20 protein-coding genes are annotated in these 15482 nt (G+C 36.5%); 13 read left to right on the plus strand and 7 right to left on the minus strand.

Going from position 1 to position 15482, the window contains the following annotated elements; translation table 11 throughout:
• Positions 1 to 68: 68 nt before the first annotated feature.
• The 5 genes from zwf (at position 69) to gnd (ending at position 4811) form a co-directional block, all read left to right on the plus strand.
• On the plus strand, positions 69 to 1553 hold the full coding sequence (gene zwf, locus ACPT8Q_RS02095; protein WP_038440511.1) for a glucose-6-phosphate dehydrogenase: 1485 nt from the start codon (positions 69 to 71) through the stop codon (positions 1551 to 1553).
• Between the two features lie 80 nt (positions 1554 to 1633).
• Positions 1634 to 2332 carry a 6-phosphogluconolactonase gene (gene pgl, locus ACPT8Q_RS02100; RefSeq protein ID WP_015701735.1) on the plus strand — a complete coding sequence of 233 codons (699 nt, stop codon included), beginning with the start codon at positions 1634 to 1636 and terminating at the stop codon, positions 2330 to 2332.
• A 78-nt stretch (positions 2333 to 2410) separates the two neighbouring features.
• The gene (locus ACPT8Q_RS02105) at positions 2411 to 2638 is read left to right on the plus strand and encodes a DUF1304 family protein (RefSeq protein ID WP_015701734.1); all 228 of its coding nucleotides are present in this window, start codon (positions 2411 to 2413) and stop codon (positions 2636 to 2638) included.
• Between the two features lie 60 nt (positions 2639 to 2698).
• Positions 2699 to 3241 carry a transposase gene (locus tag ACPT8Q_RS02110; protein WP_061671433.1) on the plus strand — a complete coding sequence of 181 codons (543 nt, stop codon included), beginning with the start codon at positions 2699 to 2701 and terminating at the stop codon, positions 3239 to 3241.
• A 115-nt stretch (positions 3242 to 3356) separates the two neighbouring features.
• Positions 3357 to 4811, plus strand: coding sequence for a decarboxylating NADP(+)-dependent phosphogluconate dehydrogenase (gene gnd, locus ACPT8Q_RS02115; RefSeq protein ID WP_061671434.1), 1455 nt, complete (start codon positions 3357 to 3359; stop codon positions 4809 to 4811).
• A 125-nt stretch (positions 4812 to 4936) separates the two neighbouring features.
• On the opposite strand, the gene ACPT8Q_RS02120 is transcribed toward gnd, so the two are convergent.
• On the minus strand, positions 4937 to 5560 hold the full coding sequence (locus ACPT8Q_RS02120; RefSeq protein WP_061671435.1) for a glucose-6-phosphate 1-dehydrogenase family protein: 624 nt from the start codon (positions 5558 to 5560) through the stop codon (positions 4937 to 4939).
• Positions 5561 to 5569: 9 nt separating this feature from the next.
• Entirely contained in the window at positions 5570 to 6397 is an 828-nt protein-coding gene (apaH, locus tag ACPT8Q_RS02125; RefSeq protein ID WP_061671436.1) for a bis(5'-nucleosyl)-tetraphosphatase (symmetrical) ApaH, read from the minus strand.
• Positions 6398 to 6515: 118 nt separating this feature from the next.
• On the opposite strand from apaH, the gene ACPT8Q_RS02130 reads away from it, so the two are divergent.
• Positions 6516 to 7412, plus strand: a complete 897-nt coding sequence (locus ACPT8Q_RS02130; RefSeq protein WP_425627540.1) for a glycosyltransferase family 25 protein — start codon at positions 6516 to 6518, stop codon at positions 7410 to 7412.
• A gap of 38 nt (positions 7413 to 7450) precedes the next feature.
• On the opposite strand, the gene rsmA is transcribed toward ACPT8Q_RS02130, so the two are convergent.
• Genes rsmA through ACPT8Q_RS02145 form a run of 3 tightly spaced genes read right to left on the minus strand, consistent with a single transcriptional unit; the run spans position 7451 to position 10057 of the window.
• On the minus strand, positions 7451 to 8314 hold the full coding sequence (gene rsmA / locus ACPT8Q_RS02135; RefSeq protein ID WP_061671438.1) for a 16S rRNA (adenine(1518)-N(6)/adenine(1519)-N(6))-dimethyltransferase RsmA: 864 nt from the start codon (positions 8312 to 8314) through the stop codon (positions 7451 to 7453).
• Between the two features lie 41 nt (positions 8315 to 8355).
• Positions 8356 to 9387, minus strand: a complete 1032-nt coding sequence (locus ACPT8Q_RS02140) for a glycosyltransferase family 9 protein (protein ID WP_080447053.1) — start codon at positions 9385 to 9387, stop codon at positions 8356 to 8358.
• Positions 9380 to 10057 carry a glycosyltransferase family 25 protein gene (locus ACPT8Q_RS02145; protein WP_061671440.1) on the minus strand — a complete coding sequence of 226 codons (678 nt, stop codon included), beginning with the start codon at positions 10055 to 10057 and terminating at the stop codon, positions 9380 to 9382. Before ACPT8Q_RS02145 ends, ACPT8Q_RS02140 begins: the two co-directional genes overlap by 8 nt.
• A 212-nt stretch (positions 10058 to 10269) precedes the next feature.
• Between ACPT8Q_RS02145 and infA the strand changes: the two genes are divergently transcribed.
• The 7 genes from infA (at position 10270) to tpx (ending at position 13534) form a co-directional block, all read left to right on the plus strand.
• On the plus strand, positions 10270 to 10488 hold the full coding sequence (gene infA / locus ACPT8Q_RS02150) for a translation initiation factor IF-1 (protein ID WP_005627617.1): 219 nt from the start codon (positions 10270 to 10272) through the stop codon (positions 10486 to 10488).
• A gap of 191 nt (positions 10489 to 10679) precedes the next feature.
• On the plus strand, positions 10680 to 11057 hold the full coding sequence (rpsF, locus tag ACPT8Q_RS02155; protein ID WP_050949412.1) for a 30S ribosomal protein S6: 378 nt from the start codon (positions 10680 to 10682) through the stop codon (positions 11055 to 11057).
• The gene (gene priB, locus ACPT8Q_RS02160; RefSeq protein ID WP_005639404.1) at positions 11044 to 11370 is read left to right on the plus strand and encodes a primosomal replication protein N; all 327 of its coding nucleotides are present in this window, start codon (positions 11044 to 11046) and stop codon (positions 11368 to 11370) included. Before rpsF ends, priB begins: the two co-directional genes overlap by 14 nt.
• A gap of 12 nt (positions 11371 to 11382) precedes the next feature.
• Positions 11383 to 11610, plus strand: coding sequence for a 30S ribosomal protein S18 (gene rpsR, locus ACPT8Q_RS02165; RefSeq protein ID WP_005598105.1), 228 nt, complete (start codon positions 11383 to 11385; stop codon positions 11608 to 11610).
• A 16-nt stretch (positions 11611 to 11626) separates the two neighbouring features.
• Complete coding sequence (rplI, locus tag ACPT8Q_RS02170) at positions 11627 to 12076, plus strand: 50S ribosomal protein L9 (protein WP_005660979.1); 450 nt, start codon at positions 11627 to 11629, stop codon at positions 12074 to 12076.
• 602 nt (positions 12077 to 12678) lie between these two features.
• Positions 12679 to 12894, plus strand: coding sequence for a DUF1440 domain-containing protein (locus tag ACPT8Q_RS02175; protein WP_050949413.1), 216 nt, complete (start codon positions 12679 to 12681; stop codon positions 12892 to 12894).
• A gap of 142 nt (positions 12895 to 13036) precedes the next feature.
• Positions 13037 to 13534, plus strand: a complete 498-nt coding sequence (gene tpx / locus ACPT8Q_RS02180) for a thiol peroxidase (protein ID WP_050949414.1) — start codon at positions 13037 to 13039, stop codon at positions 13532 to 13534.
• Between the two features lie 219 nt (positions 13535 to 13753).
• On the opposite strand, the gene dapF is transcribed toward tpx, so the two are convergent.
• Positions 13754 to 14578 carry a diaminopimelate epimerase gene (gene dapF / locus ACPT8Q_RS02185; protein ID WP_005648501.1) on the minus strand — a complete coding sequence of 275 codons (825 nt, stop codon included), beginning with the start codon at positions 14576 to 14578 and terminating at the stop codon, positions 13754 to 13756.
• Between the two features lie 142 nt (positions 14579 to 14720).
• Positions 14721 to 15344, minus strand: a complete 624-nt coding sequence (gene lexA, locus ACPT8Q_RS02190) for a transcriptional repressor LexA (protein ID WP_005648504.1) — start codon at positions 15342 to 15344, stop codon at positions 14721 to 14723.
• Positions 15345 to 15482 lie beyond the last annotated feature (138 nt).

Raw genomic sequence — 15482 nt, forward strand, 5'->3', positions numbered from 1 at the left:
CGATTGGTTTTTTTCTCTAGAATACGGCATTATTTTCGATATTACTCGGAATCTTATAAGGAATAATTATGCAAACAGATAATAACTGTATCGTCATCTTTGGCGCGTCTGGTGACTTAACTCACCGTAAACTCATTCCAGCTCTTTATAATCTCTACAAAATCGGGCGTTTGAGTGAAAACTTTTCCGTTCTAGGTGTTGCTCGCTCTGACCTGAACGATGAAACTTTCCGCGAAAAAATGCGTGAGGCGTTAATTCATAATGAAGAAACAACACCTGACACTTTAGATGCTTTCTGCTCTCATCTTTATTATCAAGCAGTGAATACATCTGATGCTCAAGATTATGGCAAACTTGTTCCACGCTTAGACGATCTTCACGATAAATATCAAACCTGTGGTAACACCCTTTACTATATGTCTACTCCACCAAGTCTTTATGGCGTGATTCCTGAGTGTTTGGCTGCACATGGTTTAAATACGGAAGAATATGGCTGGAAACGTATTATCGTTGAAAAACCTTTTGGTTACGATGAAAAAACAGCGCAAGCATTAGACGTACAAATCCACCGTTTCTTTGAAGAACACCAAATTTATCGTATCGACCATTATTTAGGTAAAGAAACCGTTCAAAACTTGCTCGTATTACGTTTTTCAAATGGTTGGTTTGAACCGCTTTGGAACCGTAATTTCATTGATTATGTAGAAATTACTGGTGCAGAATCTATTGGCGTGGAAGAGCGCGGTGGCTATTATGATGGTTCTGGCGCAATGCGAGATATGTTCCAAAACCATTTATTGCAAGTCTTAGCGATGGTGGCAATGGAACCACCAGCGATTATTAACGCGAATTCAATGCGTGATGAAGTTGCAAAAGTGATGCATAGTTTGCGTCCATTAACTTCGGAGGATATGGAGAATAACCTTGTTTTGGGTCAATACACTGCGGCTGAAATTAACGGCAAAATGGAAAAAGGCTATCTAGAAGAAAAAGGTGTGCCTGCAGATTCTCGTACTGAAACCTACATCTCATTGCGTTGTGAAATTGAAAACTGGCGTTGGGCTGGCGTGCCGTTCTATGTTCGTACGGGTAAACGCTTACCAGCTCGTGTGACTGAAATTGTGATCCATTTTAAAACTACGCCACATCCTGTATTCAGCCAAAATGCACCAGAGAATAAATTGATTATTCGTATTCAACCTGATGAAGCTATTTCAATGCGTTTTGGTTTGAAAAAACCAGGTGCAGGTTTTGAGGCGAAAGAAGTATCAATGGATTTCCGTTATGCAGATTTAGCAGGCACGCAAGTATTAACCGCTTATGAACGTTTATTGTTGGATGCGATGAAAGGCGATGCAACCTTGTTTGCTCGTACTGATGCTGTGCATGCTGCATGGAAATTTGTGCAACCGATTTTAGATTACAAAGCGAATGGCGGTCGTATTCACGAATATGAAGCTGGCACTTGGGGGCCTGTTGCAGCTGATAAATTAATCGCAAAACAAGGCAAAGTGTGGCGTAAACCAAGTGGATTGATGAAGAAAAAAGTTTAACTAATCTAATGTAGGGTGGGCTTTAGCCCACCGCTCTTACTAACATAATAAATTGTGGGCTAAAGCCCAACGGAAAATCAATGAACTATATCAGCTTCCCAACTGCTCAACATGCAGTCGATAAAATTGCACAAGAATTTGTGATTTATAGTCAATTAAATCATCCCGTACATATTTCCCTTTCTGGTGGTTCAACGCCTAAGTTGTTATTTAAAACCTTAGCCAAATCACCTTATGCGGAACAAATTAACTGGAAAAATCTGCATTTTTGGTGGGGAGATGATCGTATGGTTCCGCCATCTGATCCTGAAAGCAATTATGGCGAAGTGCAGAAACTCTTATTCGATCATATTCAAATTCCAACGGAAAATATCCATCGAATTCGTGGTGAAAATGAACCGCACTTTGAACTAAAACGCTTCGAAGAAGAATTAAGTGCGGTCATTCCAAACGGTGTTTTTGATTGGATTATTTTAGGCATGGGGATTGATGGTCATACCGCCTCTCTCTTCCCACATCAAACTAATTTTGATGATGAAAACCTAGCTGTCATTGCTAAGCACCCTGAAAGCGGTCAAATCCGCATTTCTAAAACAGCCAAACTCATTGAACAAGCCAAACGTATTACCTATTTAGTCACTGGCGAAAGCAAAGCAGATATTTTAAAAGAAATCCAAACGACACCAGCTAAAAACTTGCCTTACCCTGCAGCAAAAATTAAAGCAAAAAATGGGGTGACGGAGTGGTATTTGGATAAAGCCGCGGCAAGGCTGCTCTAATGGAAATTTTAGCCTATATTTTAACTGCACTTGTCACCCTTGAACATTTCTACATTCTCTATTTAGAAATGTTCACCATTGAAAGCAAAAGTGGTGTTCGCCAATCAAGGGTTATACAACGGCTTTTTGGCAGCAGGGATTATTTTTGGTTATGCCATCAACCAAATTTCGGTGATTTATTTCTTTTTAGGTTGTGTGATTATCGCCGCAGTTTTTGGGGCGGTTACGACGAAGAATAAGGGGATATTGGTAAAGCAGGGGTTGTTGCCTGCAGTGTTGGCAATAGTTTTGCAAATGGTTGCATAAAATTGATCGCTTGTAGGGGCAAATTACATTTGCCCTATAAAAACAATTACAGCGGAATGTATGACTACGAAATATAATGCAGGTATTCATCATCGAAGATCGATTCGTTTAAAACATTATAATTATCGTTCTGAAGGATTTTATTTCATCACCATTTGTTGTAAAAATAAAGAATGTCTATTTGGGCATATCATTAATCAACAAATGCAATTAAATGATTTAGGGAATTACGTAAAACAGTGTTGGGAAAATATTCCAATGTTCTTTCCACAAGTACGAATTGATGAATTTGTTATTATGCCAAATCATTTACACGGTATTATTGAAATTATTGAACAGGTAAAGGGCAAATGTAATTTGCCCCTACAATCGAGAGTAACGCAGTTGCCACAAAAGGGAACATCTCAAACAATTGGCTCAATAGTTCGTGGATTTAAAGCAGGTGTAACATCTTGGGCAAGAAAAAATAGTGAAATTTTTGATGTTTGGCAGCGAAATTATTATGAACATATTATTCGTGATGAAAAATCCTATTTGCAGATTTATGAATATATTCAAAATAATCCTATTTTATGGGAACAAGATCAATTATATGTAGATTAAAAGGGCAAATGTAATTCCCTCCTACAATTTATCTACATCATAGACAAACATGTAGGGGCTAATTATATTAGCCCTCATCATAAACAAAGATTTAGTAATCCAACAGGAGAAAACAATGTCAGTAAAAGGCGACATCGGTGTTATCGGCTTAGCCGTAATGGGGCAAAACCTCATTTTAAATATGAATGATCATGGCTTTAAAGTGGTGGCATATAACCGTACCACTTCAAAAGTGGATGAATTTTTACAAGGTGCAGCAAAAGGCACGAATATTATTGGCGCATACTCTTTAGAAGATTTAGCTTCTAAATTAGAAAAACCACGTAAAGTGATGTTAATGGTGCGCGCGGGTGATGTGGTGGATCAATTCATTGATGCGTTACTACCGCACTTAGAAGAAGGCGACATCATTATTGATGGTGGTAACTCAAACTATCCGGATACAAATCGTCGTGTAAAAGCATTGGCGGAGAAAGGTATTCGCTTTATCGGTTCGGGTGTGTCTGGTGGCGAAGAAGGGGCGCGTCACGGGCCTTCAATTATGCCGGGCGGTAATCAAGAAGCGTGGCAGTATGTGAAACCTATTTTCCAAGCAATCTCAGCTAAAACAGAACAAGGCGAACCTTGTTGTGACTGGGTCGGCGGCGAAGGTGCTGGTCATTTTGTGAAAATGGTTCACAATGGTATTGAATATGGCGATATGCAGTTAATTTGCGAAGCATACCAATTCTTAAAAGAAGGTTTAGGCTTAAGCTATGAAGAAATGCAAGCCATCTTCGCAGAATGGAAAAATACTGAACTTGATAGCTATTTAATCGATATTACCACTGACATTCTTGGCTATAAAGATGCAAGTGGAGAACCTTTAGTCGAAAAAATCTTGGATACTGCGGGTCAAAAAGGGACAGGTAAATGGACAGGTATCAATGCGTTAGATTTTGGTATTCCATTAACTTTAATCACTGAATCCGTTTTTGCACGCTGCGTGTCTTCCTTTAAAGATCAACGTGTTGCGGCTAATCAATTATTCGGCAAAACTATTACACCAGTTGAAGGCGACAAAAAAGTATGGATTGAAGCGGTACGTAAGGCATTATTAGCGTCAAAAATTATTTCTTACGCACAAGGCTTTATGCTGATTCGTGAAGCCTCTGAACAATTTGGTTGGGATATTAACTATGGTGCAACGGCGTTGTTATGGCGTGAAGGTTGTATCATTCGTAGCCGTTTCTTAGGTAATATTCGCGATGCTTATGAAGCAAATCCAAATCTTGTTTTCTTAGGTTCAGATAGCTACTTCAAAGGCATTTTAGAAAACGCATTAAGTGACTGGCGTAAAGTGGTGGCAAAATCTATCGAAGTGGGTATCCCAATGCCTTGTATGGCGTCTGCGATTACTTTCTTAGATGGCTATACTTCAGCACGTTTACCAGCAAACTTATTGCAAGCACAACGCGACTACTTCGGTGCTCATACTTATGAACGCACAGATAAACCTCGTGGCGAGTTTTTCCACACCAACTGGACTGGTCGTGGCGGTAACACAGCATCAACTACTTATGATGTGTAGTTAAAAACATCAATAAGAATTACCGCACTTTAAACTGTTGCCATAAATTTGGATAGTTTATTAATTTGCTGAAATATTGGGCTCTACATAATGTAGAGCTCAATTATTTATACTAAGGGTATACTTTATTGATGGCAGCGATCGTAAAGCGGTTGTAATTGTTGAATGGTGTGCGTAATAAATAAAACGGGATCTATTTGATTTAACTCGGCTTTTTCAATACTTTTCCCAATGCACCAAAAATCCTCATCTGAACGTAAGATCAGATTTTTTTCAGAAATGACCTTCACTTGGCGAAAATCATCATATTCACTTTCATCCTCTCGCCAAATCTCAAAATCAGCAAATTGTTTGAAATCAAATTGATCAAGCCACTGATTATATTGTTGCACATTAATTTGTGAGCGATCTGCACGATAGCAATGCCAATCTAAACACACTCTTAGTCGGCGACGATTTAATAGCACAGAAAAGATTGCGGCAGAATTTTGGTTAAACTCGTATTTAAAATAAGCGAAGAAATGAGCCCGCACTTGCCAACCATTGGTCCAGCTTTCAATATGCGGTTTCGCAAAAAGCGTACCGAGTTGTGCTGAAACAGATTGAATTATCGCTTTCCAATTATCCCAATGTAATTTGTAATCCGCTTTAATCGCTGGAATATCTTCTAGGCAGAATTTTTTCATTTGGGCGAATTGGTAGAAAGGAATGTTGAACAGTTCGCAAGATTCAGTCGTAAGCGAGAGCATAGTGTTTCCTTAAAAATCACTGTAATTTTTGACCGCACTTTGAGTGAAGAACTGCTTGTCTTCCCAACGCAACATAGTCATTCGATTATTCCACACACAACCAGTATCTAAGGCATAAATACCTTTTGGAGTAGACTCATCCACTAAACTTGCCCAATGCCCAAAGACAATGGGAATCTGTTTATAAAGTGGATTATCTAAATTAAACCAAGGCGTGAGCTCCGCTGGTGCATCTTTTAAAGGGGATTTACAGGCAAAATCAAAGCGATGATCCAAATAGCAAAAACGCATTCGAGTGAAAGCATTAATAATGTAGCGATGACGTGCTAAGCCCTGTAAATCTGGCGACCAGCGATCAGGCTGTTCAGAATACATATTTTCAATGAGATAATGAAAATCGCCGTGCTGTAAAATTTGTTCAACTTCAGCCGCACAAGATTTCGCAGTTTTCAAATCCCAATCTGGGGAAATGCCTGCGTGTGACATCAGGAAGTTTAACTTTTCATTATGCACAAGTAATGGCTGATGACGTAACCAATGAATCAGCTCATCAAAATCGAGTGCATTAAAAATGGCATCAACACGATCACGCGGTTTCACTTTTTTAATGTCCAGTGCGGTCGCAATTAAATGTAAATCGTGATTGCCTAGTACGGTTTGCGCTGCATTACCAAGTGATTTTACAAAACGAAGACATTCAAGTGATTTATCCCCACGCGCCACAAGATCTCCCACAAGATAAAGTTTATCTTGCGTAGGATTGAAATCTACACGTTCTAATAAAAGCTGTAATTCATCATAACAGCCTTGCAAATCACCGACGAAATAGGTTGCCATTTTTGACCGCTCTTTTATAAATAAATTTTGAAAATTTTAACACAGACTTTTATTGTTGATTTATTCTTTTTGTATAGTAGAATGGGAAAAATTTAGTTATTTCCATTTTTATTTAAATATGAGTGCTATTGAAAATATTGTCATTAGTATGGAAAATGCAACTGAACGTCGCAAACATATTACTAAGCAATTTGAATCAAAAAAACTTTCATTTAGTTTCTTTAATGCGTACACTTATCAATCAATCAATCAATCAATCAATCAATCAATCAATCAATCAATCAATCAATCAATCAATCAATCAATCAATCAATCAAACTCCATATTACATAATATAGAGAAATCTAGAATACTTACTAAAGGAGAAAAAGGCTGTTTAATTAGCCATTTCTTATTATGGAATAAGTGTGTGAATGAAAATTTGGAATATCTCAAAATTTTTGAAGATGATGTAATTCTTGGCGAGAATGCGGAAGTATTTTTGAACCAAAATGAATGGTTAAAAACACGTTTTGATTTTAATGATATTTTTATTATTCGTTTAGAAACTTTTTTACGGCCAGTTAAACTTGAGAAACAAACTAAAATTCCACCTTTTAATTCTAGGAACTTTGATATTTTAAAATCAACTCACTGGGGGACGGCAGGTTATATTATTTCTCAAGGTGCGGCTAAATATGTAATTGAATATTTAAAGAATATTCCTTCTGATGAAATTGTTGAAGTTGATCAACTTATTTTTAATAAATTAGTTGATGTTGATAATTATATTGTCTATCAACTGAATCCAGCAATTTGTATTCAAGAACTCCAAGCGAATCAAAGTAAAAGTGTATTAACAAGCGGATTGGAAAAAGAACGACAAAAACGTCCAAAAATCCGTAAGAAAAAGACATTGAAACAGCGTTTAACTCGGATAAAAGAAAATATTATACGAGCTTTAAATAGAAAAAAATGGAAAGAACAACAACGTATTAAAGAAATACAAGGTAAAGAAATTGTTCGTTTTATGTAGAAAGCCAAGGTGTAACAAGGGTTACACCTTTATTATTTTTACTCTTCTGAATCTAAGATTTCATCTTTATTGACATCTGCTGGTGGATTATCCGCTAACCAGTTCGCTAAACGTGCATAATCTGCGATAGCCAGATTTTCTGCACGTGCATTTAAATCAATACCAAGTGCGGTCAGATTTTCAGGTGAAAATAGAGTTGAGAGTGCATTGCGTAATGTTTTACGACGTTGATTGAACGCTTGGGAGCAAACACGGTTCAACCAATATAAATCTTTTACAGGGTGCGGCAATTCCTTATGCGGAATTAAACGCACAACGGCTGAATCTACTTTCGGTGCAGGTTTGAATGCCGAAGGCGGTACTTCAAGCACAGGCATCACTTGGCAGAAATATTGCGCCATAATCGTTAAACGACCATAAGCTTTGCTATTTGGTGCGGCACATAGGCGTTTTACCACTTCTTTTTGCAGCATAAAGTGCATATCTTGAATCACATCATGATATTTAAACAAGTGGAACATCAATGGCGTAGAAATGTTGTAAGGTAAGTTACCAAACACACGTAATTTTTGCCCTTTTTCTGCTAAATTTTCTTTTGTGTAAAGCGCACCAAAATCAAATTGCATCGCATCTGTTTCAATAACAGTGAGCTTTTGATGTAAAAATGGATGGTGACGTAAACGTTCTGCAAGGTCTCGGTCAAGCTCTACCACAGTCAGATGCTCGACAAGTTCACCAACAGGCTCTGTTAATGCACCAAGCCCTGGACCAATTTCCACTAAGAATTGATTAGGTTGTGGGTAAATCGCCGCCACGATACCTTGAATGACAGAAGTATTATGTAAAAAGTTTTGTCCGAAGCGTTTACGCGCCGTATGACCTAAGTGTTTTTTTGAATTCATAAAAATAATCTAATAAATGATAAAGTTTGTGGTTGGTATCTTTAAATATCTAGCCACTCTGGTTTTATTTCTTTCGGAGAGATCTCATTAACATTATCGTGATAATAAAGAATATGACATGTATTCTTGGAATTGGGATGCCAATGCGTAAAATTTTCTTTGTCTTGCGAGTAAAAACAAATCATAGGTTTATTTAACCCCGAAGCAATATGAATAGTTGATGTATCAACCGAAATAAGTAGGGCGCAGTTTCTAATCAATTCAATTGTATGATAGATCGTTGTGTGAGGCTTTGAATAAACAAATACATCATCAAATTGATTAGCGATTTTACTTAAATGCTTATGAGTATCTGGTGTTGAAAGTAAGACCAATGGACATTTATGATGACTTCTAATATATGCTAAGTAATCTATAATGTGAGTATCGTTAAATTTTCTATTTTTCCCCGCACCATAAAAGTTAATTGTAATAAAGTTATTTAACTGGTTATCAGTAATAAACTGAAGAATTTCTTTTTTAATTAAGTCATCTTGCGGAACGTCATAGCGATCATCACTTAGACTAATATTTGACTGAGCTAAAGCTTCTTTGTAAATTTCTGAAAAATGGTCGTCTTTAGTAATATTTACATTAAAAATATTATAATCTGCTTTTCTATAGCCGATATAATTACGGGCATTGAGTATTCTCAATAACAATAAGTCTCGGTTTCTAAGAATAATAGTTGGATCAATAACAACATCGTATCTTTCTTTTCTAATAAGTAGTGCCGTCTTGACGTAATCGAGAATGTTTCTTTTCTTTACAAGATAAATCTCATCAATGTTATGGTTTCTTTGAAACAGATAAGCGTTCTGTTTCGTGCAGATGACACCAATTTTTATCAAAGGATTAAATTTCTTTATTTCCCGAAAAACAAAAGAACTCACGATATAGTCGCCAATTTTTCCATCTTGTCGCAAAAATAAGAAACTCTTAGGATATTTTAAACTTTGAGGATTGTTTGCTCTTGATGATTTATCGAGCATCCATTTCCCCACTTTTAACCTTAGGGCTTTTAGCTTATTCATATCGATGCTCAATTTGATTTATTTCTGAATCAGAACTGAGTCCTCTAAATACACAGGGAGGTTCGACGCCATAAGCACGAATATATGTTTTTTGAATTAACCCAGTCAAATAGTCTGCTGGCATCCTTATAGGATAAGCGTAGTTAAGCAATTTCTTAGCACCAGATAGTGTAATCAAGTAAGCCGCAGCACAAATAATGCATCTTTTAGAATTTTTGGAGGGAGCTCTATAATGAGCAAGTCGATAGCCTTCGTAAAGTTTTTTCTTAAAAGGATACGATTTAGCTTTACCATGATCTAAAAAGATTAAGTCATAGTTTTTTTTAACTTTATTTAATGCATCTTGAACAATTTCTTTAAGAAAATGTGAGATTATCGCATCATCTTCTAAAATAATTGCACTTTCAATTTTATTTTCTACAATATGCTCGTATGCTCGTATATGGCTGATTGCGCATCCAATTTCACCTAGTGTTAAAGGTTTTGGGGATAAATAATGTTTTGGGTAAAACTCATAATCAACGGAGTCTAATATTTCTTGCGGTAATGTTTTCCCATAAGTTGCATCAAAAAATTCAAATTCTAATCCAAGTCCTAAAAGTCGTTTTGAAATAATTGCTCTTCTTGATGAATTTTTTAAACTAATAACAATAATTTTTGGAAATTGCATTTGATCTAAACCTTTAGTTGTTATACAAGAATAGACTACGTTGGATCTCTTTGAGGGCAGTGTAACTTGTTATTATTAATGTGCAAAGTTATTTTTCTATTTCCTGCCATTTTATCTTTCTTCCTTTCGCTAAAACGGCTATAATCCGCCCGTTTTTCTTAACTTTTCCGCCTAAAGTGCGGATAAAAAATTGATTATTTTTAGAGGATACAATGGCGAAAGAAGATTGCATTGAGATGCAAGGCACAATTTTAGAGACTTTACCGAATACTATGTTCCGCGTGGAGTTGGAAAACGGTCACGTGGTTACTGCGCATATTTCAGGAAAAATGCGTAAAAACTATATCCGTATTTTGACTGGGGATAAAGTGACTGTAGAAATGACGCCTTATGATTTAAGTAAAGGACGTATTATTTTCCGCAGCCGTTAATTGCAGAATATGTGAGATAGACCGATATATATCGGTCTTCTTTTTTGCTCAAAAAGAACTCAAACTGGTTGCGGAACGTAAAAAAATCGGTATAATCCGCAACCCTTAGCCACATTGAATTTTTCGTTCCTTGCCTTTGCAGATTGGTGGCTAATCTACGTCAAAGGCTGATTAACCCGTAAGGAGCAGTAATGCGTCACTACGAAATCGTGTTTATGGTTCATCCGGACCAAAGCGAGCAAGTACCAGGTATGATCGAACGTTACACCGGTTCTGTAAAAGAAGCTGGTGGTCAAGTTTATCGCCTAGAAGATTGGGGTCGTCGCCAATTAGCGTACCCAATTAATAAATTACACAAAGCACACTATGTGCTTATGAATGTAGAAGCGCCTCAACAAGTCATCGACGAGCTAGAAACGACTTTCCGTTATAACGATGCTGTATTACGCAGTCTTGTTATCCATACTAAGCACGCCGTAACCGAAGCGTCCCCAATGAAAGCGGCTAAAGAAGAACGTAAACCTTTAGCTGAAGTTGAAAACAACGATTTTGAGGATGCTGAAGAGTAATTTGAAAATTGATAATCGTTTTTCGGTTATGGGAGTCGTTTCTCAGTTACCAAAGCGATTAAAGAGCCCTAGTGGAATTGAGCATTGCAAGTTTTTGTTAGAACATCGTTCTGATCAGATTGAGAGTGGTTTTACACGTCAAGCTTGGTTAAAAATGCCAGTTCAAATTAGTGGTAATCAATTGATAGAAAAAACTCAAAGCATTACGGTCGGTAGTAAAATTTTGGTGGTGGGATTTATTACCTCACATAAAACCCAAAGTGGGTTATGCCAATTAGTTTTACATGCCGAGCAAATCGAATTTATAGATTAGGAGACTAGCCAAATGGCACGTTATTTCCGTCGTCGTAAGTTCTGCCGTTTCACAGCGGAAAATGTTGTTGAAATCGATTACAAAGATATCGCTACATTAAAGAACTATATTTCAGAAAGCGGCAAAATTGTACCTAGCCGTATTACCGGTACTCGTGCGAAGTACCAACGTCAATTAGCTCGTGCAATCAAACGCGCTCGCTATTTAGCGTTACTTCCATACACTGACAATCATCAGTAATTAAGGAGACACGGTAATGCAAGTAATTCTTTTAGATAAAATTGCTCACTTAGGTCAAGTGGGCGATCAAGTAAATGTTAAATCAGGTTTTGCACGTAACTTCTTAATCCCACAAGGTAAAGCAGTTATGGCAACTAAAGCTAACATTGAACACTTTGAAGCACGTCGTGCAGAATTAGAAGCGACAGCGGCAGCAAATCTTGCAGCAGCTCAAGCTCGTGCAGCAGAAGTTACTGCATTAGGTTCTGTGACTATCGCATCTAAAGCAGGTGATGAAGGTCGTTTATTCGGCGCAATCACTACTCGTGATGTGGCAGAAGCAGTAACTGCAGCAGGCGTTAAAATTGCGAAAAGTGAAGTTCGTTTACCAAACGGTCCAATCCGTACTCTTGGTGACCACGATGTTCGTTTCCAACTTCACGGTGAAGTATTTGCAACATTAGATGTAATTGTTGTTGCAGAATAATTTGTCAGATAGACAAAATAAAACCCAGTTTAAAACTGGGTTTTTTTATTTTTATCATATATAAATTTAGAATAGGGTAATAAAAATGTATTTTAAGTCTGAATTAATATAGTATTTTAACTACTCTTTGATAATATAACGATGATTATTCATATTACTATTTTGCTCAGTATTTTTGCTAAGTAAGTTCTGAAATGGTATTGAAGATATAAGGTGGGTGGGGACAATAAATGAAATATTAGTAGGTTAAGATCCTTTATTTGTATGTGTAAATTTTCAATATGTTGGTTAAATACTATGATAAGATGGATAAAACTAGCTACTTCTCCACATTTTCTATTGATTAATATTAATTTTGTATTTTTAGATGCAATTGCTGATAAAATCAGAATAATGAATTTCTCTTTTGTTAATAAATTTTAACAAATGTTAAAACCCTATGAACAGCCGGCTAAAGATAACCCAATTGAAGTATTTTTGTTTGATAATGTGATATAACAGGCGTAAAATCGCATATTTCCATTAACTCGGGAATTTTTATACTTTTAATTAATTTAAGGATACAACAATAAGCTTATTTTCAGAACCATCTAAACGTCGTTATGGCGTTGCAATTTTTGTTGGTATTATTGCAGGTCTTATTTACATTCCCTGCATTAGGTTTAACCCCGCCAGTAGCAGAATGGCCATTATATGAACATATCTCAGAATTAGTTGGTCATATCTTTTGGTTCTGGACAATTGAGGTCATTCGTCGTGATTTGCGTAATCGCATTACTCGCCAACCAGACGTTGATGAAGTAAATCACAATAGATAATTCTTTTCTAAATTTAAAAAGCCACAATCAAATGATTGTGGTTTTTTATGCCATCATTTTAGATAGCTTTAATTGGTGGACATAATTAGAAAGCGTGGTATAGTTTAAACACTTTTCACTTAATCTAAATAAAGAGGATTTTATGACAGTTACATTAGCAGGAAACCCTATTGAAGTTAGTGGACATTTCCCTCAAGTGGGCGAAATAGTAGAAAACTTTATTTTAGTCGGTAATGATTTAGCCGATGTTGCATTAAACGATTTTGCAGGTAAACGCAAAGTCCTAAATATTTTTCCAAGCATCGACACCGGTGTGTGTGCGACTTCAGTACGCAAATTTAACCAACAAGCAGCAAAATTAAGTAATACTGTTGTGCTTTGTATTTCAGCAGACTTACCTTTTGCTCAAGCTCGTTTTTGTGGAGCAGAAGGGATTGAAAATGCCAAAACAGTTTCGACTTTTCGTAACCATGCATTACACGTACAATTAGGTGTAGATATTCAGACTGGTCCGTTAGCAGGTTTAACTTCTCGTGCGGTTATTGTGTTAGATGAACAAAACAATGTTTTACACAGCCAGTTAGTTGAAGAAATTAAAGAAGAACCAAACTATGAAGCTGCATTGGCAGTGTTAGCGTAGTAGATAGAAGATTTAAAACAAGAACCGCCGAGAGGCGGTTTTTTTATTATGCTAATAATCTATTTCTTTGAGTAAAAAATCTAGAGATTGTATGAAATATGCTTGTTCTGATTACTTAAAGTTATCAAACAGTTCAATAAAAATATATTTAGATACAAAATGTTTACGCTTATTTAAGAAAAACTCCCCATCTTTTTTTAAGATAAATGGGGAAAAATATTAAAGAGTTATAAACCCATCATAAACATGGGTCGCCTCGCCTGTCATATAAAGTGGATGACCAACACCATTCCATTCGATCATTAGCGAACCGCCTGGTAAATCTACTTGGACATTGTTGTTTAATAAGCCTTGCATAATTCCAACTGCAACAGCTGCACAAGCACCACTTCCACAGGCTTGAGTTTCTCCTGCACCACGTTCATAAACTCTAAGCTTAATATGTTCTTTGTTGATGATTTGCATAAAACCAGCATTGACACGCTCAGGAAAGCGTTCGTGGCTTTCTAGTAAGGGACCAAGTTGTTCAACATTGGCTGTTTGAATATCATCTACTTGTACAACACAATGAGGATTGCCCATTGAAACTGTACCGCATAATACGGTTTGAATATCTGTACGCAGAATATAATTTTTCTCAAATTTATTTGCGGTAAATGGAATTTTTGCAGGTTCCCAAATTGGTTCGCCCATATTCACACGAATTTGATTATCATCTTTTACCGTTAAAATCATATTACCCTTTTGTGTACTAACCGAGATGTCTTTCTTGTTAGTTAATCCTTTTAATGTCACAAAACGAGCAAAACAACGAGCTCCATTTCCGCATTGTGAAACTTCACTTCCATCAGCATTAAAAATTCTATAATGAAAGTCGAGTTCGGGATCGTAAGGAGCTTCAACAATTAAAAGTTGATCAAACCCAATTCCACAATGGCGATTGGCTAAACGTTGAATCGTTTCCGGAGTAAAAAACACATTTTGAGTGACTCCATCAACCACAACAAAATCGTTACCTAATCCGTGCATTTTGGAAAACTGCATTTTTCCATCCTTTGTATAAATTCAAGATTTTTGCATTATAAAGAGCAGCAAAAATCATGGCAAATAAAGAACTCTAGTATAAGCAAAGTGCGGTAAAAATACCGTAAATTTTTACCGCACTTTATTCATTCTTGGTATCAGATTACATCCAAGCGTTATTACGAATAATTCCTACTGCAATACCTTCAATTTCAAAATTTTTTTGTTCTTCAAGATTGACAACTATAGGATCAAATTCTTCATTTTCTGCGTGTAGATAAATGATAGAACCTTTTTTCTCAAGACGTTTTACTGTTACTTCATCTTCAATACGTGCAACCACAATTTGTCCGTTACGTACATCCTTAGTACTATGCACAGCTAGTAAATCACCATCTAAGATACCAACATTTTTCATTGATAACCCATAGACTTTAAGTAAGAAGTCGGCTTGTGGTTTAAACATATCTGCATCTACTCGATATGTCGCTTCAATATGTTGCTCTGCAAGAATCGGTTCTCCAGCAGCTACGCGTCCTACAAGCGGTAAACCGTCAAATTCATCATTCGAACTATTGTCTAAAATACGAATACCACGAGATGCGCCGGGAATAATTTCAATTGCACCTTTACGTGAAAGTGCTTTTAAATGTTCTTCTGCGGCATTTGCAGATTTAAAGCCTAATTCACGAGATATTTCTGCCCGTGTTGGTGGCATACCTGTTGTTTCCAAATGGCGTTTTAATAAATCCAACACTTCTTGTTGGCGTGCGGTTAATGGTCTCATATACACTCCTGTTTTTAAATACAGATAACTGGTATTGTATACAGATTATGTAAAGTTGCAACTGTTATTTTTTAAATCTGTGTATTAAGTTACATTTTGTCGCCAAATTTTCTAAATTAGTTGAGATCGGATGTGTTA

The sequence above is a fragment of the Haemophilus sp. HN_Hi10 genome (assembly GCF_049821985.1).
GTDB classification, from domain to species: Bacteria; Pseudomonadota; Gammaproteobacteria; order Enterobacterales; family Pasteurellaceae; genus Haemophilus; species Haemophilus influenzae_D.

What these genes read in the sequence shown, in the direction of transcription:
- zwf (WP_038440511.1), top strand. Translation starts at nt 69, where the DNA reads ATGCAAACAGATAATAACTGTATCGTCATCTTTGGCGCGTCTGGTGAC.
- pgl (WP_015701735.1), top strand. Translation starts at nt 1,634, where the DNA reads ATGAACTATATCAGCTTCCCAACTGCTCAACATGCAGTCGATAAAATT.
- ACPT8Q_RS02110 (WP_061671433.1), top strand. Translation starts at nt 2,699, where the DNA reads ATGACTACGAAATATAATGCAGGTATTCATCATCGAAGATCGATTCGT.
- gnd (WP_061671434.1), top strand. Translation starts at nt 3,357, where the DNA reads ATGTCAGTAAAAGGCGACATCGGTGTTATCGGCTTAGCCGTAATGGGG.
- ACPT8Q_RS02120 (WP_061671435.1), bottom strand. Translation starts at nt 5,560, where the DNA reads ATGCTCTCGCTTACGACTGAATCTTGCGAACTGTTCAACATTCCTTTC.
- apaH (WP_061671436.1), bottom strand. Translation starts at nt 6,397, where the DNA reads ATGGCAACCTATTTCGTCGGTGATTTGCAAGGCTGTTATGATGAATTA.
- ACPT8Q_RS02130 (WP_425627540.1), top strand. Translation starts at nt 6,516, where the DNA reads ATGAGTGCTATTGAAAATATTGTCATTAGTATGGAAAATGCAACTGAA.
- rsmA (WP_061671438.1), bottom strand. Translation starts at nt 8,314, where the DNA reads ATGAATTCAAAAAAACACTTAGGTCATACGGCGCGTAAACGCTTCGGA.
- ACPT8Q_RS02140 (WP_080447053.1), bottom strand. Translation starts at nt 9,387, where the DNA reads ATGAATAAGCTAAAAGCCCTAAGGTTAAAAGTGGGGAAATGGATGCTC.
- ACPT8Q_RS02145 (WP_061671440.1), bottom strand. Translation starts at nt 10,057, where the DNA reads ATGCAATTTCCAAAAATTATTGTTATTAGTTTAAAAAATTCATCAAGA.
- infA (WP_005627617.1), top strand. Translation starts at nt 10,270, where the DNA reads ATGGCGAAAGAAGATTGCATTGAGATGCAAGGCACAATTTTAGAGACT.
- rpsF (WP_050949412.1), top strand. Translation starts at nt 10,680, where the DNA reads ATGCGTCACTACGAAATCGTGTTTATGGTTCATCCGGACCAAAGCGAG.
- priB (WP_005639404.1), top strand. Translation starts at nt 11,044, where the DNA reads ATGCTGAAGAGTAATTTGAAAATTGATAATCGTTTTTCGGTTATGGGA.
- rpsR (WP_005598105.1), top strand. Translation starts at nt 11,383, where the DNA reads ATGGCACGTTATTTCCGTCGTCGTAAGTTCTGCCGTTTCACAGCGGAA.
- rplI (WP_005660979.1), top strand. Translation starts at nt 11,627, where the DNA reads ATGCAAGTAATTCTTTTAGATAAAATTGCTCACTTAGGTCAAGTGGGC.
- ACPT8Q_RS02175 (WP_050949413.1), top strand. Translation starts at nt 12,679, where the DNA reads ATGGCGTTGCAATTTTTGTTGGTATTATTGCAGGTCTTATTTACATTC.
- tpx (WP_050949414.1), top strand. Translation starts at nt 13,037, where the DNA reads ATGACAGTTACATTAGCAGGAAACCCTATTGAAGTTAGTGGACATTTC.
- dapF (WP_005648501.1), bottom strand. Translation starts at nt 14,578, where the DNA reads ATGCAGTTTTCCAAAATGCACGGATTAGGTAACGATTTTGTTGTGGTT.
- lexA (WP_005648504.1), bottom strand. Translation starts at nt 15,344, where the DNA reads ATGAGACCATTAACCGCACGCCAACAAGAAGTGTTGGATTTATTAAAA.